General features: G+C 61.3%; 19 protein-coding genes. 10 read left to right on the plus strand and 9 right to left on the minus strand.

The window, feature by feature from the left end:
* Positions 1-37: 37 nt before the first annotated feature.
* Both CCGE531_RS28405 and CCGE531_RS28410 read right to left on the minus strand, forming a co-directional pair.
* Complete coding sequence (locus CCGE531_RS28405; RefSeq protein ID WP_120670082.1) at positions 38-1,660, minus strand: MDR family MFS transporter; 1,623 nt, start codon at positions 1,658-1,660, stop codon at positions 38-40.
* A 77-nt stretch (positions 1,661-1,737) separates the two neighbouring features.
* On the minus strand, positions 1,738-2,964 hold the full coding sequence (locus CCGE531_RS28410; RefSeq protein ID WP_120670084.1) for an HlyD family secretion protein: 1,227 nt from the start codon (positions 2,962-2,964) through the stop codon (positions 1,738-1,740).
* A 138-nt stretch (positions 2,965-3,102) separates the two neighbouring features.
* Here CCGE531_RS28410 and CCGE531_RS28415 point away from each other — a divergent pair, with 138 nt between their 5' ends.
* Both CCGE531_RS28415 and CCGE531_RS28420 read left to right on the plus strand, forming a co-directional pair.
* Entirely contained in the window at positions 3,103-4,005 is a 903-nt protein-coding gene (locus CCGE531_RS28415) for a LysR family transcriptional regulator (RefSeq protein ID WP_120670086.1), read from the plus strand.
* Positions 4,006-4,189: 184 nt separating this feature from the next.
* A complete protein-coding gene (locus CCGE531_RS28420) occupies positions 4,190-4,678 on the plus strand; it encodes an Rrf2 family transcriptional regulator (protein WP_120670088.1) in 489 nt (162 codons plus the stop codon).
* Here CCGE531_RS28420 and CCGE531_RS28425 read toward each other — a convergent pair.
* The 5 genes from CCGE531_RS28425 to CCGE531_RS28445 all read right to left on the minus strand — a co-directional run bounded on the left by CCGE531_RS28425 (position 4,661) and on the right by CCGE531_RS28445 (position 8,673).
* Positions 4,661-5,689 carry a mechanosensitive ion channel family protein gene (locus tag CCGE531_RS28425; RefSeq protein ID WP_120670090.1) on the minus strand — a complete coding sequence of 343 codons (1,029 nt, stop codon included), beginning with the start codon at positions 5,687-5,689 and terminating at the stop codon, positions 4,661-4,663. The genes CCGE531_RS28420 and CCGE531_RS28425 overlap by 18 nt on opposite strands.
* 115 nt (positions 5,690-5,804) lie before the next feature.
* Positions 5,805-6,221 carry a cupin domain-containing protein gene (locus CCGE531_RS28430; RefSeq protein WP_120670092.1) on the minus strand — a complete coding sequence of 139 codons (417 nt, stop codon included), beginning with the start codon at positions 6,219-6,221 and terminating at the stop codon, positions 5,805-5,807.
* A gap of 62 nt (positions 6,222-6,283) precedes the next feature.
* The gene (locus tag CCGE531_RS28435) at positions 6,284-7,036 is read right to left on the minus strand and encodes an SDR family oxidoreductase (RefSeq protein ID WP_120670094.1); all 753 of its coding nucleotides are present in this window, start codon (positions 7,034-7,036) and stop codon (positions 6,284-6,286) included.
* Between the two features lie 161 nt (positions 7,037-7,197).
* Positions 7,198-8,115, minus strand: coding sequence for an MBL fold metallo-hydrolase (locus tag CCGE531_RS28440; protein WP_120670096.1), 918 nt, complete (start codon positions 8,113-8,115; stop codon positions 7,198-7,200).
* Between the two features lie 78 nt (positions 8,116-8,193).
* Complete coding sequence (locus CCGE531_RS28445) at positions 8,194-8,673, minus strand: carboxymuconolactone decarboxylase family protein (RefSeq protein WP_120670098.1); 480 nt, start codon at positions 8,671-8,673, stop codon at positions 8,194-8,196.
* 129 nt (positions 8,674-8,802) lie between these two features.
* Here CCGE531_RS28445 and CCGE531_RS28450 point away from each other — a divergent pair, with 129 nt between their 5' ends.
* The 8 genes from CCGE531_RS28450 (at position 8,803) to CCGE531_RS28485 (ending at position 17,212) form a co-directional block, all read left to right on the plus strand.
* Positions 8,803-9,714 carry a LysR family transcriptional regulator gene (locus CCGE531_RS28450; RefSeq protein WP_120670100.1) on the plus strand — a complete coding sequence of 304 codons (912 nt, stop codon included), beginning with the start codon at positions 8,803-8,805 and terminating at the stop codon, positions 9,712-9,714.
* A gap of 239 nt (positions 9,715-9,953) precedes the next feature.
* Complete coding sequence (locus CCGE531_RS28455) at positions 9,954-11,000, plus strand: LacI family DNA-binding transcriptional regulator (protein WP_120670102.1); 1,047 nt, start codon at positions 9,954-9,956, stop codon at positions 10,998-11,000.
* A gap of 83 nt (positions 11,001-11,083) precedes the next feature.
* A complete protein-coding gene (locus CCGE531_RS28460) occupies positions 11,084-12,691 on the plus strand; it encodes an ABC transporter substrate-binding protein (protein WP_120670104.1) in 1,608 nt (535 codons plus the stop codon).
* Positions 12,692-12,702: 11 nt separating this feature from the next.
* The gene (locus CCGE531_RS28465; RefSeq protein ID WP_120670106.1) at positions 12,703-13,671 is read left to right on the plus strand and encodes an ABC transporter ATP-binding protein; all 969 of its coding nucleotides are present in this window, start codon (positions 12,703-12,705) and stop codon (positions 13,669-13,671) included.
* Positions 13,661-14,530: an ATP-binding cassette domain-containing protein gene (locus CCGE531_RS28470; protein WP_120670108.1), complete on the plus strand. Its 870-nt coding sequence runs from the start codon at positions 13,661-13,663 to the stop codon at positions 14,528-14,530. Before CCGE531_RS28465 ends, CCGE531_RS28470 begins: the two co-directional genes overlap by 11 nt.
* Before the next feature lie 11 nt (positions 14,531-14,541).
* Positions 14,542-15,468 carry an ABC transporter permease gene (locus tag CCGE531_RS28475; RefSeq protein WP_120670110.1) on the plus strand — a complete coding sequence of 309 codons (927 nt, stop codon included), beginning with the start codon at positions 14,542-14,544 and terminating at the stop codon, positions 15,466-15,468.
* A 25-nt stretch (positions 15,469-15,493) separates the two neighbouring features.
* Positions 15,494-16,378, plus strand: coding sequence for an ABC transporter permease (locus tag CCGE531_RS28480; protein WP_120670112.1), 885 nt, complete (start codon positions 15,494-15,496; stop codon positions 16,376-16,378).
* A 36-nt stretch (positions 16,379-16,414) separates the two neighbouring features.
* Positions 16,415-17,212, plus strand: a complete 798-nt coding sequence (locus CCGE531_RS28485) for a glycerophosphodiester phosphodiesterase family protein (RefSeq protein ID WP_120670114.1) — start codon at positions 16,415-16,417, stop codon at positions 17,210-17,212.
* 126 nt (positions 17,213-17,338) lie between these two features.
* Here the strand turns inward: CCGE531_RS28485 and CCGE531_RS28490 are convergent, their stop codons facing one another.
* Both CCGE531_RS28490 and CCGE531_RS28495 read right to left on the minus strand, forming a co-directional pair.
* Positions 17,339-18,037 carry an isoprenylcysteine carboxylmethyltransferase family protein gene (locus tag CCGE531_RS28490; RefSeq protein ID WP_205586519.1) on the minus strand — a complete coding sequence of 233 codons (699 nt, stop codon included), beginning with the start codon at positions 18,035-18,037 and terminating at the stop codon, positions 17,339-17,341.
* A 252-nt stretch (positions 18,038-18,289) separates the two neighbouring features.
* The gene (locus CCGE531_RS28495; protein ID WP_120670616.1) at positions 18,290-18,907 is read right to left on the minus strand and encodes a 4'-phosphopantetheinyl transferase superfamily protein; all 618 of its coding nucleotides are present in this window, start codon (positions 18,905-18,907) and stop codon (positions 18,290-18,292) included.
* Positions 18,908-18,909: the final 2 nt, after the last annotated feature.

An 18,909-nucleotide genomic window follows, 5' to 3' on the forward strand; every position in this document is an offset into this window, starting at 1 on the left:
AAGTCATGGTTATCTCCTGCTCGTTGAGGCGCGGCGCTCAATGCGCGCCACCGCCGGAAAGCTGACCGGGTTTCTTGAGAAGCAGGCTGGCGACGAGCGCAACGACCAGTGTGACGCCGAGCAGGAAGAACGTGTCGCTGAAAGCCATGATGTTGGCCTGCTTGCGAAGGCCGGCGGCGATGGCGACGATCGCCTTGTGCGTCGCAAGCGCCTGGTCGCTGATCCCGTGGTTCATGAAGTAATTGGTGAGATTGGTGACGCGAGCGCGGGTAGCTTCTTCGAACACCGAGACCGAATTCGTGAGGATGTTGGAGTGGAACTGCTCGCGCTTGGTGAGGAAGGTCTGCAGCGCCGCAATGCCGACCGCGCCGCCGAGATTGCGCATCATGTTGAAGAGCGCGGAAGCGGAGCCGGCATTTTCCTGCTCGATGCCGGCGGTCGCGATTGCCGTCAGCGGTGTGAAGGCGAGCGCCTGGCCGACGGCACGCACGATATTCGGCCAGAAGAGCTGATCGCTGGCATAGTTGCTCGTCATGTAGATATTCATGAAGTTCGAAGCGGCAAAGAGTGCAAAGCCGACGATGATCAGCAGCCGGGCATCGATGCGCTTCATCAGCCGCGGCACCAGCGGGATCAAGATCAGCTGTGGAATGCCGGTCCAGGCAAGCACCATGCCGATCTGCTCGGAATTGTAGCCCTGGATGCGCGTCAGATAGATCGGCAGGATGAAAACCGAGCCATAAAGGGCGACGCCCATCAGGAAGTTGGCGACGATGCCGAAGCCGAAATTGCGGCGCACCAGCAGGCGCAGGTTGAGGAGCGGATGGGCAGCACGGAGTTCGATGACCAGAAAGAGCGTCAAGGAGACAGCGGCAATGACGGAGAGACGGACGATGAAGGGTGAACCGAACCAGTCGTCCTTGTTGCCTTCTTCGAGCACGGTCTGCAGCGCGGCTAGGCCAACCGCCATGGTGATGATGCCGGGCCAGTCGCCCTTGGCGAGCAGCGAAAGGTTCATCGGGGCGCGCTCGAGCGAGACCCAGAGCATGCCGACCATCAGAATGCCGGGCACGAGATTGACATAGAAGATGTATTCCCAGCCCCAGTTTTCGGTAAGATAGCCGCCGATGGTCGGGCCGATGGCCGGCGCGAAGGTCGCGGAAAGGGCAAAGAGGGCAAGGCCCATCGGTTGCTTGGGCTTCGGCAGCAGCGTGATGATGATGGTGAAGGCCATCGGGATCAGCACGCCGCCGGAAAAGCCCTGTATGGCGCGCAGGATGATCATCTGCTGCAGGTTTGCGGCAAAGGCGCAGGCGACCGAGAAGACGAGAAAGAGGATGGCATTGGTCAGCAGATATTTGCGGACCGAAAAGACGCGCGCCAGCCAGGCGCTGAGCGGAATGACGACGATCTCGGCGATCAGGTAGGAGGTCGAGATCCAGCCGCCGTCATCCGTTCCGGCACCGATCGCGCCCTGGATATCCGCGAGCGACGCATTGACGATCTGGATGTTCAGGACGGCCATGAAGGCGCCAAGCGTGGAGCCGACCACGGCGATCCACATGCGCAGCGGGCTCATGGCGGGCCGCGCGGACAAAGCGGGGACAGCGCTCGCTGATGCGGCGGAATTGTTGTTTGCGGCGAACTGAAGGGTGGTCACGATGTTTCTCCGTCCGGCTGATGCCGGAACAATCTCATGACAGTGTTGAGGTGATAATCGACAAGGAACGGGAAGGATTACCCAGCGTCGTTGGATAATTTCTCGGCATTGGCCGTCGAGGTCTGGACCGCCTTGGTATCGATTTCAGGTTCGACGGACATGCCGGAGCGCAGCAGTCCCGCCAGGTGTTCGTCATCGATGACGATCTTCACCGGGATGCGCTGGACGATCTTGGTAAAATTGCCCGTCGCATTGTCCGGCGGCAGCAGCGAGAACTCCAGCCCGCTTGCCGGCGAGACGCTATCGACGTGCCCCTTGATGGAGACATCCGGGAAGCTGTCCACCTTGATCTCGACCGATTGGCCGGGGCGCACGTAGGTCAGCTGCGTTTCCTTGAAATTCGCGACGACATAGACCGAGTGCAGCGGCACCACCGCCATCAGCTGCGTGCCCGAGGTGACGTATTGCCCGACGCGGATCGAGCGGGCGCCGACCGTGCCATCGACGGCCGCGACGATATTCGTATAGGACAGGTTGAGTTCCGCCTGTTGGACTGAAGCCGCGGCACGGTCGCGCTGGGCGACTGCCTGATCGCGCTGTGTCTGCAGCACCGGCACCTTGTTCTGGGCTGCAACGACAGCGGCCCGATCGCGTTCGACGGCGGCGGCTGCCTGCTTGCTGGCCGATTGCGTCTCTTCGGCACGCGATTGGGTGCCGACGCCGTTGGTGATCAACCGTGCCGACCGCGCGGCGTCCGAGACCGCATAGTTCAGGGAAGCCTTCGAAGAATCGACCGTTGCCTCGGCCTGCGCGATCAGCGATTGCTGCAGCAGGATCTGCGCGTCCATATTGGCAATCGCCGCATCGGCAGCCTTGAGATCCGCCTTCGCCTGGGAAAGAGCTGCCTGGAAATCGCGATCGTCGATGCGGGCAAGCACCTGGCCGACCTTGACCATGTCATTGTCGCTGACCAGCACTTGCCTGATGTAGCCGGCGACCTTCGGCGCGATCGTCGTGTAGTCCGCCTTCACATAGGCGTCGTCGGTCGATTCGATGAAGCGTCCGACCGTCCAGTAGCGATAGCCGAAATCGGCGCCAAAGGCGACGCCGGCCAGCAGAGCGGCAACAAGCACGCCGCGCTTGACCAGCTTGCGGCCAGCCTTGGGGGTAACGGCAGTGGCAGGCGCGCCGACCACCGGGCCTTGCGGCGCCTCGGCGGCTGGAGACTTTGCCACTTCGCCGGCCGGTGCGGCATCGGCTTGGCTTGCGTTTCTGAACGCCTCGTTGCGTGGTAGTTCGACCATTGTCCGTTTCCTTCAGCATCGAGCCCGTTTGCATGGGCGCCTTTTTTGATGCGATGAAGATGCGTCCGAACGGTCCTTCTGATAATCTCCTCAAATCTTGAAGGATCATCAACTCACAGCGGATAATCCGAGGACCCTATGGATCGGCTGACCAGCCTGATAGTCTTTGGCCGGGTGGTGGATTGCGGCGGTTTTTCCGCAGCCGCCCGCCGGCTCAACATGTCCGTCACCATGGTGGGCAACCATGTGCAATCACTGGAAGAGCGCCTCGGCGTGCGGCTCCTCAACCGCACGACGCGCAGGGTCAGCCTGACGGAGACAGGCAAATACTATTATGAGCGCTCCTCGCAGATTCTCGCCGATCTCGAGGAAGCCGATCGGGCGGCAGGTGCTCTCAGCTCCATGCCGCGCGGTACGCTGAAGATCTATACAAGCGGCGCCATCGTCCGCTTCCTGCTTCCCGTCGTCAACGAATTCATGACACAGTACCCGGCGATCTCGCTCGACTTCAACGCCGGCGAGCGCTCGATCGATATGATCGAGGAGGGCTACGATCTGATGATCCGCACCTTGCCATCATCGGAATCGACACTTGTCGCACGCAAGCTTACGCCCTGGCGCCACATGCTCGTCTGCTCGCCCGAATATCGCGACACGCATCCCTTGCCGAAAGTGCCGGCCGATCTCGTGGCGCATAATTGCCTGCAATATACCCACTATCCCTATGGCGACGAATGGCGTTTCGAGGATGCCGATGGCAAGCAGCAAGGCGTCAAGATCTCGGGCAATGTCGTCTCCAACAGCGCCGAGACTTTGCGGTATCTCCTGGCCAGCGGGCAGGGCATCTTCCTTGCCCCGAGCTTCATCGTCTTCGAAGATGTCGCCGCCGGACGCCTCGTGCGCGCCATGCCCGACTATCGCGCCGTGGAATTCACGATCAGCGCGATCTATCCGAACCGCAGTCACCTGCCGACAAAGGTGCGACTGTTCATCGACCTTCTGGCGGAGCGCTTCATCGAACACCGCAAATGGATGACCTGAGCGGGTTATGTTTCAAACTGCGCTCAATACGCTAATAGCTGGATTGTTGCTTGCTGGCGGCAACTGACGCCGATATGTCTGGCCCGCACAAGCGGGATACGGCATTCAGTTTACATTTGACGAAATAAGGATATCCTTTGTCCTTGATAGAGGCCAACTCATATCGGCCCCGCGGAATGAATTTATGATCTTGAAAAGCCAAGTCGAATGGGCGCTTCACTGCTGCGCCATTCTGGCCGGTCTGCCCGACGGCCGTTATCTCTCCACCAAAGCACTGGCCGAATTCCATGGACTTCCCAAGGAATATCTATCCAAGGCTCTGCAAGGCCTGTCGCAGGCGGGGCTTGTCGATACGTCCCTCGGCCCGTCGGGCGGCTACCGGCTGGCGAAACCGCCGGCCGAACTGACCTTTCTCGAGATCGTCGAGGCCGTCGAGGGCCGGCAGCGCACGTTTGTCTGTAGCAACATCCGGGCCAATAATCCTTGCCGGCCGAAGGACCATTGCGAAAGTAGCCCATGCGCTGTCGCGCGCATCATGTGGGAGGCCGACGAAGCCTGGCGGGCAAAATTGCGCGGGGTCAGGCTGTCGGATCTCGTCGGCATCCTGTCGCGGGAAGTCGCGCCGGAAGTTTGGAAGAGCTCCTTCGAATGGGTGCTAGAGCGTGCCGGATGAAAGTTGCCTGACAACCGCCGCGGCGGGGTCGGCACCCTCGGTGGGCGGCATGCAGAAAAAGCTTTGTTCCGGCATCGCCAATGCGAGGCCATTCGTCTTGCAGTGCTGATAGACCAGATCGATGATCTCGTTTTGCGCTGGCGTGCGGGTGGCTGCGCTCGCCACGCGGAACTGCAATTCGATCTCGATGGCAATTGCGTCGATTGTCTTGAGCGCGATGGCTGGCGGTGGGTTCTTGACGATCCGTTCGCAGTCCTGCAGCGCGATGAGCATAATCTCCTCGACGACGTGCGGCCTGTGGGTCGCAGCAATCCGGATCGTCAGTGCAACCAGATGCGACTCGTCTGGACGGCTGCGGTTTGTCACCCCCTGTTTTGCGAGGACGCTGTTGGGCAGGACGACGACGTTGTGGCCGCCGGTCAAAAGATTGGTGGAGCGCCAGTTGGTTTCCGTAACACGCCCCTCGGTGCCGTCGCTCAATTGGATCCAGTCGCCGATGGCGTAGGCACGGCCGAGCGCGAGCGTGATGCCGGAGAAAACGTCGGCCAGGGTGTTCTGCAGCGCCAGACCGATAATGACGACCACCACGCCCGAGGTGGCAATGAGTGGACCGACCGGCGCGCCGAAGACGAAGCCGATGACCGACAGCACCACACTGAGATAGACGACGCCGACGATGAGATCCTGGAGGAGATGCGCTTCCTGCGGCCGCCGATTGAGGGTGATGTAGATATGAACGAAGCCGATCAGCGTCCATGCAAGATGGAGCCACCAGAGAACCCTTGCGGATTTGGCGAGCAGAATGCCGGCCTCCTGAAGTTCGGCATCGTCGAGATGGTAGGGCGAAATTCCGGCAAGCCAGAGCACGAGGCTCATGCCGGCGAAGAACAGGATCTGCACGATCAGGCGCGCGGTTGGACGGCTGCGTCCCTGGATATGCCATATGAGAATCCCGACAAGCCCGAGAAGGTTGATGAGGACGAGCGGAAGGGAATGATGTTCGCCGAACATGAGGGGCTCACCAACGATGATTTCCAACTGGGGGAGGGGCAGGCTGAGTAGAAGGACAGCCTGGGTCGAGGCGAGTGCCTTGAGCACCCGCCCCGACCCAGCCATTTCTTGCCGGCTATTTCTTGATCGGGAAGGTCAGTTCCTTCTGGCTGCTGTCGACGACGAAGACCGCCAGGAGCTTGGCCGGCTTGGTCTTGCTGGCATTCTCGCTGACGCCATGGCGATCGCCCGGCATCTCGGAGAAGTTTTCACCCGCCTTGTAGACCTTGACTGGACCGTCATTGACCTGGCTGCGGATCGCACCCTCAAGGACGGTCGCATAGATGAAGGCCGAGTTCGGATGGGTGTGGGCCGACGAGAAGCCGCCGGGGCCGTATTCGACCAGAACACCCTTCATGCTCTTGCCGGGCACATTCGGCAACTCATGCTCATAGACAAGGGTAACCTTGGCGTCCTTGTCGCCGGCATCATGGGCGCCGGCCGAGGTGGACAAGAGAGCGGTCAGGGCAAGGACGAGGATTGGCTTGATCATGTCGAAATTCCTTTCTCGAAGGTTGGACGATGCGCCGCCCGCGGCGGCACATCGTCACCGCCTCATTTGCGGGCGGAGGTCGCGAACCATTGCTCGAAGCTGATATGACCGAGGCGGGGATTGTTGTCGGAGACAAGCGAACCGTCCGCGAGCTTGGTGCCGAAATAGCGGGCATCGGGATCGCCCTCGACATGGCGCGCATCGCCCATGGCCTTCAGATAGCGGGCGACGAACTCGTTCATCCGGGCGCGTTCCGGGCCGGAGATTTCGATCACGCCATTAATTGGCGCCGCCGTCGCAACAGTGGCCATGGCGTCGGCGACGTCGTCGGAGGCGATCGGCTGCACGTAACCCGTGGGCAGCCGCACGACGTTCCCGATGGTGGCGGATTGGGCGATGCCGCTCAAAAATTCCATGAACTGCGTCGAATGGACGATCGTATAGGGAAGGCCGGATTCCCGAATGGCCTTTTCCTGGGCGACCTTGGCACGCATGTAGCCGCTGCCGGGCAGACGGTCGACGCCGATGATGGAAAGGGCGATGTGATGCTTGACGCCGGCGGCCTTCTCGGCCGCCATGAGGTTGCGGCCCGAGGTCTCGAAGAATTCGAGCACGGCCTTGTCCTCGAAGGAGGGCGAGTTTGCGAGGTCGATGACGGTGGAGGCGCCGGTGAGCGCCTCGGCCAATCCTTCGCCGGTGATAGTGTTGACGCCGGTATTCGGGGCGGCGGCAATGACTTCATGGCCTTGCTTGCGAAGGCGGTCGGCTGTCTTCGAACCGATGAGGCCGGTTCCGCCAATGATGACGATTTTCATGAGCTTCTCCATTCGCGGCCGCTTCGCGCACCGCATTGTTCATTCGTTTCAGAATGGTTGGTCGTGGATCAGGGCCGTCCTATCGACGCCGTAGATCCATTCGGCCGAGCCGGGCGCGTCCATGAAGGCTGTGCGCCGGCTCGGCTCCAGTCCATTACGGCTTAGTAGTCCCAGAAGACCGGTACCCAGCGAAAGACGTCGCCGTCGGCAGCCACATGGCCGACGGAGGGGAACGGCATATGGGTCGCCACCAGAAGCTCGCCGGTCTCCGCCAGCTCCCGCAAAAGACGAACGCGGACGCGGGCCGCCTCTTCCGGGTCGTGTTCGAAGCCGTTGAACCAGTCGGGGTGTTCGAACCCGACCGCGAACACGGCATCGCCAGCGAACATCAGCTGGTCTTTGCCGGATGCCACGCGGACCACGCTATGTCCGGGGGTGTGGCCGCCGGTTCGGGAGACGACCACGCCCGGCGCCACCTCGTGCTCATCATCGAACAATCGCAGGTGGCTTTCGTATTCCTTTCTGAACTGCTTGGCGGCGGCTCGAAGCGCGTCCGGGAAGCCGGGCGGCATGGACACATGAGAGAAATCGGGCGCCTCCCAGAATTTGACCTCGGCGGCTGCCACATGGATCTTGAGGTCTGGACGCAGTCGCTCCTTCACCCCGTCGACGAGGAGCCCGCCAACGTGGTCCATATGCATGTGGGTCAGGACCACGTCGGTTACAGATCCAAGGTCGATGCCGGCGGCTTCCAGTCGCTTGATCAATTGCCCGGCCCGCGGCAGGTTCAATTCCGGGTCCAGACCCAGGCCGGCGTCGATGAGGATAGTCTGCTTGCCGCTGCGCACCACGACCACGTTCAGCGCCCAGTCGAAAGCATCCGGCGGCAGGAACATGTCGTTGAGCCAGGCCGCGCGCTCGGTCGGGTCGGCATTGTGTCCCAACATCTTGGTCGGGAGCGGCAGCACGCCGTCGCTGATCACCAAAACGTCGATTTCGCCGATCTTCACCGCGTAGCGTGATGGAACCAGTTCGTCGGGGCCTGATTTAACGGGCTGTGCGGGATTATTCATGTTCATGTCTGTCTCCTGTTGATTGTGGTCTTTGCGTCGTCCATGCTGACGCGCATCGTTTGGTGGGCACTCAGGGAGAAAGGCTTAGTTGAGGCCGGCCCTGTCGAGGCCGTAGAGTTTGTCGGCCGAACCCGGCACGGACTTGAAGGCGATGCCGGCGCGGTTCCAGGCATTGATGACCATGATTGCGAAAGTCAGATCGGAAATTTCCCGCTCCGAAAGCTGGCCGCGCACACGCTCATAGAGCTCGTCGGGAATGCCGCCTTCCGCTAGCTTCGTCACGGCTTCGGTCCAGGCGAGGGCAGCGCGCTCCCGCGGGACGAAAAGGTTGGATTCGCGCCAGATGGCGACGTGGTAGAGCCGGAGCTCGCTCTCGCCGTGGATCTTGGCTTCCTTCACATGCATGTCCAGGCAGAAGGCGCAGCCGTTGATTTGCGAGGCGCGGATCTGAACGAGATCGTGGATCTTCTGGTCGATGGCGCTGTCTTTCAGAGCCATGCTGAGATCCGACAATTTCTTGAAAAGTACCGGGGATTGCTGGGCATAGTTCACGCGTTGCGTCATGGGTCATCTCCGTTATTAAGGACATTTTATATCCTTATGGATAGAAAATATCCGTAATTGCTGGACAGTAAAGCCCTTCGGAATTAAGGTGGGCACATAAGGCTTATGCGGAAAAGTATGGGGGGTGGGATGGATATCGTGGGTGCGCTGCAAACATTCATGAGGGTGGTGGAAACCGGCTCGTTTTCGGCCGCCGCCGTTCATCTCAGCGTGACGCAGCCGGCGGTCTCTCGGCAGATTTCGGCGCTGGAGGCGCATCTCAACACGCGTCTTCTGCACCGCACGACGAATGCATTAGCCTTGACGGCGGAGGGGGAGCAGATCATCCCGATGGCGCTCAAGGTCATCGAGGCGGTCGAAGCGCTCAGTGAAACGACCTGTCGTGGCGGGACGGCCGCGACGGGCAAAGTGCGCCTTGCCTTGCCGACGCCGCTGGGGCTTTGCGTCAGCGATCGCCTCGGGATGCTGTTTGAACAGCACCACGGACTTTCCGTCGAGTTGCTCTTTCGCGAGGAACCGTCCGACCTGGTCGAAGAGGGGATCGATCTCGAGGTGCGGCTTGGGGTGGTTGCGGACTGCAGCCTGATGTGTCGTCGGATCGGCTGGACGACGGCCTTCCTCGTCGCCGCGCCCTCATACCTACAGGGACGAAAAGCTCTGAAAACCCCTAATGATATCAGCGCCCATGATTGCATTTGCTACAAGCGCGCCGGCGACGGCAGGTCCTGGTCTTTTTCCAATGGTGCCGAGGACGTGGCCGTGCGCATCGCGCCGCGCCTGATCGCCAGCAATTCCATCGCTGCCCACCGCGCGGCACTCGCCGGCAACGGCCTTGCCGTCCTTTCCCATATATTGGCCAGGCCCGATATCGAGGCAGGTCGGCTGGTGAGGCTCATGCCGGATTTTCCACCGAGCCGATTGCCGATCAACGTCGTCTACTCGTCCCGGCGGAACCTGCCATTTCGCATCAGGGCCGTGCTCGACTTTCTGATCGAGGTTGTCAGGGAAGATCCCTTGATGGCGCCGTCCCTTTCCCATTGAACCTTGGCCATCGGCGCCACGCAATGCTGTGCGGAGAGGAGGCGTTTTTTGTACCAATCCTGCCAGAATGCCGATTCTGCGGGGCGAGGAGAGATCGCTGCCGCATTTCGCTGTCGCGATCGCCTATGAATTTGCCTGAAAAGACGGGCTGGCGGTCTTGCGTCCTGGCGCAAGTGAGGCAACTGTCCTTTGATCTTTCGCACTGCCGTCGCGCGGCATGGAGAGCTTTGACAAGAGATATGAAGACATCGAAAAGGATCGGCATTCTTGAAGTTGCGCGACTGGCCGGCGTTTCCGCCACCACGGTATCCCGCGTTCTCAACGGTCGCGCCGATAGCCGTATCAGCCTGGAAACGCAGGAGCGTGTCAGGGCGACGGCACACAGGGCCGGCTATGTCGTCAATCGCTTGGCCACATCGCTGAGGACCCATCGGACCGGCGTGTTCGGGGCGATCGTCAACAGCCTTTCAGGTCACTACCAGCCGCATTTGACGAGCCGCCTGCAGGCGGCGGCGCAGCGCCGGGGCGTGGAATTGCTGGTCGCTCAGGCCATGGCCGAGGCGGGCGAGGTCGCGGGTCAGCTTCGCCTGTTCCAGGAAGATTTCTTCGATGGCGTGATCATGGTCAGCGATCTTCCCGGTCAGCAGGCCCTTTGCGATCATCTCGATCGCATGGGCAAGGCGCATGTGACGCTGGGCGCGGGATTGACGGGGCCGCTGCCCGCGGTACTTACGGATGATCGCCATGGCATTCACCTGCTGTTCGATCATCTGAAAGGGCTTGGACATCGCCATATCTCCTTCGTCTACCGCATCAGCCGCAGCGCACTTCGCGATCGGCTGTCGATTTTCGAGGAGCTGGTCGCCGCAAGCGCAGGTTCCATCGTTGGCGATGTCATTTCGTTCGAGAAGGACGAGCGCGACCGCAGGCTCCTTGCGGAGCTTTTGGCCTCGCCGAAACGCCCGACGGCGCTGATTTGCGGAAGCGACGGCCTTGCCATCGAAGTCGTTGCGTTCCTGCGCGATCTCGGTTTGCGGATTCCCGACGATATCTCCGTGGTGGGATACGACAATGTGCCAGATACCGCCTTTTGGACGCCGCCATTGACGACGGTCGCGCAGCCGACGGATTCGCTCTGCGAGGCGTCGCTTGACCTTCTGGTTGAGCTTGCCAATCTTCCAGTGGAAGCACGCGTTGCAAAGCGTCCCATGCGCTTCGTAACGCCCGAACTTGTCATACGTGCGTCATCGAGCTCGCCTAGTTTGCGGCCGTTCTCCCTTGCGTAGTTGAAACGACAGTTCCTAGCGCAAGTGGTCGTTTTCTATTTGCGCAAACGTTTGTGCAAGCCTCTTAACTGGAGAGTGTGTCGATGTCTGAATTCCTTCTCAACGGCTTCAACACGCCGCTTAGCCGGCGCACGACGCTTCTCATGGGAGCGGCAGCCGGCCTCTCTGCCTTCGCTCCCGCGCTGTCCGCCTTCGCCGATGATGGTGATGACAAAAGGCCCGAGCTTCGCATTGCCGTGCAGCAGAATCCGGTGTCGCAGGAGCCGATCGATGCCGCCAGCAACGTTGCTTTCCGCAACAACTATTCCATTCATGAGACGGTGCTCGCGCTCGACATGCGCGGCGATTTTTCCGTGAAGCCAAATCTCGCTACGTCTTGGACCTGGATTTCGCCGACCGTGCTCGAAATGAAGCTGCGCCCCGGCGTGATTTTCCATGATGGCCGCGAAATGACGGCCGAAGACGTCGCCTTCTCCTTCGGGCCCGAGCGGCTCCTGAACAAGGATGCGCCGGGCTATCCCACCTACCGCACCAATTTCACGAGCCTCGATCATGTCGAAGTGGTCGATCCGTTGACGGTTCGCTTTATCACCAAGTTCCAGGACCCGATCTTCCTGCAGCGCCTCGCCTCCTATGCCGCTGTCGTCATCAGCAAGGATGCCTGGCAGAAGAATGGCGGCAACTGGACCACCTGGCGGCAGAAGCCGGTCGGCGCCGGCCCTTACAAGGTCGAGAGCTACGCAACGAACGAAAACGTGATTCTGGCCGCGCACGACCAGGCCTATCGCGGCAAGCCGGCCGCCAAGCGGGTGATCCTGCGCATCGTGCCGGAAGTATCCTCGCGCATCGCCGGTCTGCTGGCCGGCGATTATGATATCGCCACGGACCTGCCGCCCGATCAGCTTTCGGTCGTCACCGCCAGCGCCGGCCACGAGATCGTCGGCGGTCCGGTTCCGAACCACCGCATTCTGTTTTTCGACAAGAACAATCCGGCGCTGAAGGATCCGCGCGTGCGTCAGGCGCTCATCCTCGCCATCGACCGCCAGGCGATCGTCGACACGATCTGGAACGGTCGCACCAGGGTGCCGAACGGCCTGCAATTCGAGCTCTATGGCCCCGTCTACCTCAAGGATTATCCGGCCTACAAATATGATCCTGATCAGGCAATGCAGCTCCTGAAGGATGCCGGCTATAACGGCGAAGAGATCGAGATCCGCTCGCAGAACAATTACTACACGGCGGAAAATCCCGTTACGCAAGCCCTGGTCGCCATGTGGCAGGCCGTCGGCGTCAATGCCAAGATGAAGTTCGTCGAAAGCGGCAAGTTGTTCGAAAATTCGTCGACGCGCGCCACCGGCAACTGGTCGAGCACGGGACAGATCCCCGACCCCTATATCTCCTTCTTCACGCAGTTCAGCTCGGCCGGCAATCTGAATTCGTTCAAGATCTGGCAGAATGCCGATTTCGATGCTCTCGGCGCGAAAATGGAGCAAGCCGTCGATCCGGCCGATCGCGCCAAGATCTTCCGTGACATGCTGCATCTGATCGAGTGGGAAGATCCGGGCGTCACCGTCCTGCACCAGAACGCCGTCTTCTTCGGTATCCGCAAGGGCATCAAGTGGCAGCCTCTGCCGGCTTTCCAGATGGACCTCGGTGCCGGCAGCCTCGCCTTCGAAGAGCAGAAGAGCTGAGTTGCCTCGACATGGGCGTTCCCGTTCTTTCCGTCGACAATCTGAGTATCTCGTTCAGAACGGGTGCCGGCCGGCTGTATTCGGTCAACAATGTCTCCTTTGACCTCGCCGAGGGCGAAATTCTCGGCATCGTCGGGGAGAGTGGATCGGGAAAGAGCGTCACCTGTCTTGCGCTCGCGGGTCTTCTGGGTCCGAGCGCCAGCGCGACGGGCTATATTTCCTTTCAAGATGCCATGTATGACGCGGCCGAGCTTGGTCCTCGGTCGCGCGTAAAGCTGCCGCCGATCGGGCTGATCTTTCAGGAACCCGTCTCCTGTCTCGATCCCGTGCGCACGATCGGCTCCCAGATCGCAGAAGCCGCCGTCAGTGCCGGCATGTCCGCCAAGGAAGCCAGGGCCGAAGCGCTCCGGCTTCTGGCGGAAGTCGCCATCCCGCAACCCGAGGTGCGCTACAATGCCTATCCCGCGCAATTTTCCGGCGGCATGTGCCAGCGCGTGATGATCGCCACTGCACTTGCCATGCAGCCGCGGCTGATCATCGCCGATGAACCCACAACGGCACTCGACGTCACCGTGCAGGCACAGGTAGTCGCCTTATTGGTCAGAGCGGTGCGCGAGCGTGGCATTCCGATGATTTTCATCAGTCATGATCTCGATCTTGTTTCCGAGGTCTGTGACCGGATCGCGGTGATGTATGCGGGGTCGCTGGTCGAGATCAACCGCACCGACGATCTCTACGACAATCCGCGCCATCCCTATACGAGGCTGTTGCTGGAGGCTATGCCGGGATGCGGCAAGCCGCTGGAGAAGCTTGCGGACATTCCCGGTGAACTGAAATTGCACAATGACCGACCGCAGGCCTGCGCCTTTGCACCTCGCTGTCCGCGCGCCGAACCGAATTGCGCGAAGACCGTCCCGCCATTGATTGCCGGTACGGCCGCGCTCGCCTGCTTCAATCCGTGGAGCCTCCATGACACCTGAGCAGCAAATATCATCGAATGCGCGCGAACCGGCTGCCGCACTTGCCGCCCGCGATCTGCAATTTTCCTATGCGCCGGGTTTTTCCCTGTGGCCGGGCCGCGCAAAGGGGTTTCACGCCATCAAGGATGTGAGCCTTGAATTGAAGTCCGGCGAGACGCTGGGTCTCGTCGGCGAGTCCGGTTGCGGCAAATCCACGCTTGCCTCGCTCCTGTGTGGCGACCGCGAACCGACATCAGGCGAGATCACGCTGTTCGGCCAGCCTTTCAAGAGCTTGATGAAGTCGAACCGGCGCGGCCTGGCAAAGCATCTGCAGGTCATTTCTCAGGACACGATGGGAGCGCTCGATCCGCGCCAAAGCGTCGGGCAGCAGATGGTGGAAACGCTGACGATCCACGGCATCGGCTATCCCGCAAGCCGGCTCGATCGCGCAGCGGAGACATTCAAGGCCGTCAGCCTGCCGGCTTCAGCCTTGCAGAAATTTCCGCATCAGCTGTCGGGCGGCCAGCGCCAGCGCGTGGCGATCGCCCGTGCCCTCATCGTCGAGCCACAAATTCTGCTTTGCGACGAGCCGGTCTCGGCGCTCGACGTCTCTGTGCAGGCGCAGGTGCTCAACCTCCTGCTCGAACTGCAACGGGCTCGCGGCCTGTCGCTGCTCTTCATCAGCCATGATGTGCGGGTGGTCCGCCATGTCTCCCATCGCGTCGCGATCATGGAGGCAGGGCAGATCGTGGAAACCGGCCCCGCGGAGGAGGTCTTCGCAAACCCGGTCCACCCCTATACCGCCAAACTCCTCTCTGCTGTTCCCCGCGGGCGGCGAGGCAGGGTGCGGCAGCCAGCGGCCATGCTCGAAACGCTCTGAAGGAACAGGCAATGCTTCAATCCATCCTGCGGGCGTTTTTGAGAGCGCTCGTGACGCTGTTCCTGGCGATGACCTTCACCTTCGTCATCCTGCGCGTCAGCGGCGATCCGCTGCATTCCCTGCTGCCGATCGAAACGCCGCCGGAAGTGGTGGCGCTGATGCGGCAGCAATGGGGTCTCGATCAGCCGCTCTACATCCAGTATTTCGCCTATCTCGGTCATCTTCTGCGCGGCGATTTCGGCACCTCGCTGCTGAATGGACAAGACGCTCTGACGCTGGTCCTGTCGAAGGTCCCGGCGACGCTGGAGTTGATGGGCGCTGCCCTGATATTGGCGTTCTGCGCCGGCGTGCCCTTCGGCATTCTGGCTGCGCGCAATCGCGGCGGGCTGATCGACCGCTTCGTGATGGCGCTTGCGGTGTTGATGCATTCGCTTCCGAATTTCCTGATCGCCATTCTGCTTATCCAGCTTTTCGCCGTCTCCCTGCGGATATTGCCGAGCGGTGGGGGATCGACGATGGCGCATCTCGTCATGCCCGTTCTGGTCATCGGTCTTTACAACGCCGGCATCATCGCCCGTTTCGTGCGCTCGAGCGTGCTGGAAGTGCTGGGCCAGCGCTTCATATTGGCGGCGCGCGCCAAGCGCATCGGCGAAAGCGCTCTTCTCTGGCGGCATATCATGCCGAATGCGGCCCTGCCGCTTCTGACCATGCTCGGCTTTCTGGTCGGCGGCATGATTGGCGGCGCTGCCGTGGTCGAGAGCGTCTACGCCTGGCCGGGTGTCGGCCGCTTTCTCGTTTCCTCGGTGGCGCAGCGCGATCTCAATATCGTGCAGACCATCGTGCTGCTCATCACGGCAGCGATGGTGAGCGCCAATCTCATCATCGATTGTCTCTACATTCTTGCCGATCCGCGTCTGCGGCATCGGGCATCGGCCTGATCGGCCGTTTCGGAAGGAAATAGCCATGGCGAATGCGGTCGGCACGGATGCTCTTGCCAAAATCAAGCCGAAGAGGGCCTTACGCCGCCTGCGGTTCGATCTGACGACCGCAATCTGTGCCATGGTGCTTCTGACTTTCGTCGTGGTCGCAGTCTTTGCCAATGTGCTGGCGCCCCATGGCTTCGCGCAGATCGACCTCCACGCCCGCAAGGCGCCGCCGATCCTGTTCGGCGGCTCGTTCAAGCATATTCTCGGTACAGACGAGCTCGGTCGCGATATTCTGAGCCGCATCTTCTATGGCTTGCGCACCAGCCTGCTGATCGCGCTCGGAGCCTCGGCGATCAGCCTGACGCTTGGCACGGTGCTTGGGCTGCTTGCAACATTTGGGCGCGGATTTGCCGATATGGTGATCCGCGTCGCCGTGGATTTTCAGGCATCGATGCCGTTCCTGATCATCGCGCTCGCCGTTCTCGCCTTCTTCGGCGACAATCTCTGGCTTTTCATGGCATTGCTCGGCCTCTACGGGTGGGAGCGCTACGCGCGGCTGGTGCGCGCCATGGCCGGGCTGGAGCTCGAACGGGGTTATGTCGCGGCCTTGAGGCGGAACGGTGCTGGAACGGGGCGCATCGCCTTCCTGCACGTGCTGCCCAACATTCTTTCCGTCGTCCTCGTCAACCTGACGATCGTCCTGCCGGAAGTCCTGCTGCAGGAATCGGCGTTGAGCTTCCTCGGCCTCGGCATCCAGCCGCCGCTCGTCAGCCTCGGCAGCATGGTGGGGGCAGGCCGCGACTATGTCATGACCGAATGGTGGATCGCGATCCTGCCGGGCATCGTGATCTTCCTGCTGTCGCTGTCGACCAGCCTGATCGGCGACTACCTGCGCGATGCCCTCGATCCCACTCTCCAATAGCCCCTCTGATCATTTTCATCATCAAGGAGAATTCCGTTGCCTTTGCCTCTACATGCGGCTCGTCATGGTCAATTGCGCATCGCGGCCCATCGCGGTTTCAGCTATCGCTTTCCGGAAAATACCATTCTGGCATTTCAGCAGGGCGTGGCGGCCGGCGCCAATGAATGCGAGATCGACCTGATGCTGACGCGCGACGCGCAGATCGTCGTCATGCACGACCGGACGCTGGACAGGACGACCGACGGCTTCGGCTTCGTCGGCGATCATGATCTCGAGCATATTCTGACGCTCGATGCCGGCGCGAAATTCGACCCACGCTTCGCCGGGACCCGCGTGCCGACCTTCGCCGATGCCGTCCTATGGGCCAAGCAGACCGATACGCGCCTGGCGATCGAAATGAAGGAACCCGAGCGGGCGAACCGCCTTGCCGATATCATGATCGCAACCCTGCGGGATCTGGATGCTTTCGAGCACGTCGCCATATCCTCCTTCGATCACCTCGACTTGCTGCGCGTGAAGGACATTGAGCCGCGCCTGCAGACGGAGGCGATCCTTCACCATCGCCCCGTCGATATTGTCGCTTCCATGCGGGCCGGCGGGATCGATGGCGTTTCACTCGAGTTGAACCGCTTTCATCGCGCCGACGCCGAAGCGCTGCGGGAGGCCGGCATTGCCGTGCGGCTCAGCCTGCCGTTGCCTGAGAAGCTCGCTCTCTTCTGGAAAGGGGGCAGGGATTCTCTGCCGATGATCCGGCAATGCCTTAAGGAAGGGCTCATCGACGCCCTTATCGGCGACGACGTCGATTTTCTCCGCATGGTGAGCACTGGCGCCTGAGCTCTGTTTCTGAGCGGGTGCCGGTTTGGGCGGGAGGCGATGGTTGGCCTCGGCTCACTGACGCCCGCCAGTCAATACGCGATCGGGCACACGGTTCTTTATGTCACAGCGGAAGGCGGCAAGACCCTACCAAAGACCCGGCGCGAGCCGAAACCGCACGCGTCGGGCATAATCGGCATAACCTTCGAGTTCGGCATGCAGCAGGGCATCTTCCCAGTTCGTGCGCAGGATCAGCAGGGCGCTTGCCCAGGCGGCTGGGATCAAGGCCCACCATGAGGCGAGCGCCAATGCCAGCCCGGCGAACACCATGATCGCGCTGACATAGCCGGGGTGGCGCACGAATGCATAGGGGCCGCCGCTGATGACGTGCTGGCCGCGTTCGCGCTGCAGGCGGACGCCGGGCTCGAAAAAGCGATTGACCGCTTGCGCCCAGGCGCCGAGTGCTATGCCGGCGCCAAGCAGGACATAACCGAGGATCACGACGGAGATGGGCATCACCGACCACGCCATCCTGCCGGCGTCGAACGTTGCAACCGGAATTTCGGCGACAATGCCGAGGCAGATCAGCGAGACGAGGATCAGGTCCCAGCGTTTGGTGCCGGCCTGGAAGCGGTTGCGAGCCCTGAAGATTGCCGGATTTACGCGTTTCAGAACCAGGATCGCTATGCCGTAGACAACGAAAAGAAAGGCGATGAAGATCCATCCCGGCGGCCAGTCGAGGCGGCCGACCGGCAGGAAAATGAGCGCGAGCAACATGAGTGGCAGGCCGATCGCATAGGATATGGCCGCTGTTCGGGACATGGGTCGGGGTTCGGTGACAGTCATTCCGTTACTCTCCGTACATGGCGAGCGTGGGCTTGCAACCGCTGTCTCTCTTAGGGCATGCAGCTGCATCGTCCGTCGTTGAAGACATAGTTCTCCTTTTACGTGCGCCAAGAGCCGCCCGCAGACAAGTTTCCGATCGCTCATCCGCAATCGCGCTCTGGAAAACGGAATAATCCGAGGGGTTCATCCCATCATGGACGGTGAAGGCGGACGGATTGGGCATTCGGGCTCAAGCAGCGCCCATCTGCACCTTCACTTGAGATTACGAGCAAGGGCGCAATAAATCGGCTGGTCCGTCGGCCCGGCAAGTCGGGTTACCGATACCGCAATGGATGGCAATCGCGATCCAGCTTCAAGACGAATGGTTGCGCCGTCGATGCGAATGAGATCCAGATGCTTTGCCAGGTCCGGTTCGTCCAGCCCATCGAAAACGCCGCGGCCGCTGATCTTCAATGCCGCTTCCTTGGCGACCCAAAGACGGTAGCAGACCTCGCGTGCAGCGTCGCTATCGAGCCCGGCAATGGCGGCTGCCTCGCCTTGCGAGAAATGGTCGGCGGCAAAGGCGGTCGGGTCGAAGCCATTGATATCCTCGATCTCGATATCGACGCCGACAGCACTGTCGGGCGAGAAGCCCGCCAGCAGCAGGTCGTCGCGATGCGAAAGCGAAACGCCGAGTTCGTGATGGGGAGGTTTCAGTGCCGGCCGATCACTCGGCCGGCGACAGATGACAAGGTCATCCCGTTGCGCCGCGCTTCTCAAAGCGGCTTCCGCCGCTCTGTCGCGCTCCTCCCGCCCGCCTGGAGCCGCGCGGACAAGGACGGCGACCGCATCCGCAACTCTCAGGACGACCTCGGAACGAGGAGCCGTCACCG

It is taken from the genome of Rhizobium sp. CCGE531 (genome assembly GCF_003627795.1).
Classification (GTDB): Bacteria; Pseudomonadota; Alphaproteobacteria; order Rhizobiales; family Rhizobiaceae; genus Rhizobium.

Coding starts and splice junctions, on each gene's coding strand:
- CCGE531_RS28455 (WP_120670102.1), top strand. CDS start 9,954: ATGAAGACATCGAAAAGGATCGGCATTCTTGAAGTTGCGCGACTGGCC.
- CCGE531_RS28460 (WP_120670104.1), top strand. CDS start 11,084: ATGTCTGAATTCCTTCTCAACGGCTTCAACACGCCGCTTAGCCGGCGC.
- CCGE531_RS28470 (WP_120670108.1), top strand. CDS start 13,661: ATGACACCTGAGCAGCAAATATCATCGAATGCGCGCGAACCGGCTGCC.
- CCGE531_RS28440 (WP_120670096.1), bottom strand. CDS start 8,115: ATGAACATGAATAATCCCGCACAGCCCGTTAAATCAGGCCCCGACGAA.
- CCGE531_RS28415 (WP_120670086.1), top strand. CDS start 3,103: ATGGATCGGCTGACCAGCCTGATAGTCTTTGGCCGGGTGGTGGATTGC.
- CCGE531_RS28445 (WP_120670098.1), bottom strand. CDS start 8,673: ATGACGCAACGCGTGAACTATGCCCAGCAATCCCCGGTACTTTTCAAG.
- CCGE531_RS28435 (WP_120670094.1), bottom strand. CDS start 7,036: ATGAAAATCGTCATCATTGGCGGAACCGGCCTCATCGGTTCGAAGACA.
- CCGE531_RS28480 (WP_120670112.1), top strand. CDS start 15,494: ATGGCGAATGCGGTCGGCACGGATGCTCTTGCCAAAATCAAGCCGAAG.
- CCGE531_RS28430 (WP_120670092.1), bottom strand. CDS start 6,221: ATGATCAAGCCAATCCTCGTCCTTGCCCTGACCGCTCTCTTGTCCACC.
- CCGE531_RS28420 (WP_120670088.1), top strand. CDS start 4,190: ATGATCTTGAAAAGCCAAGTCGAATGGGCGCTTCACTGCTGCGCCATT.
- CCGE531_RS28475 (WP_120670110.1), top strand. CDS start 14,542: ATGCTTCAATCCATCCTGCGGGCGTTTTTGAGAGCGCTCGTGACGCTG.
- CCGE531_RS28425 (WP_120670090.1), bottom strand. CDS start 5,689: ATGTTCGGCGAACATCATTCCCTTCCGCTCGTCCTCATCAACCTTCTC.
- CCGE531_RS28490 (WP_205586519.1), bottom strand. CDS start 18,037: ATGACTGTCACCGAACCCCGACCCATGTCCCGAACAGCGGCCATATCC.
- CCGE531_RS28410 (WP_120670084.1), bottom strand. CDS start 2,964: ATGGTCGAACTACCACGCAACGAGGCGTTCAGAAACGCAAGCCAAGCC.
- CCGE531_RS28450 (WP_120670100.1), top strand. CDS start 8,803: ATGGATATCGTGGGTGCGCTGCAAACATTCATGAGGGTGGTGGAAACC.
- CCGE531_RS28465 (WP_120670106.1), top strand. CDS start 12,703: ATGGGCGTTCCCGTTCTTTCCGTCGACAATCTGAGTATCTCGTTCAGA.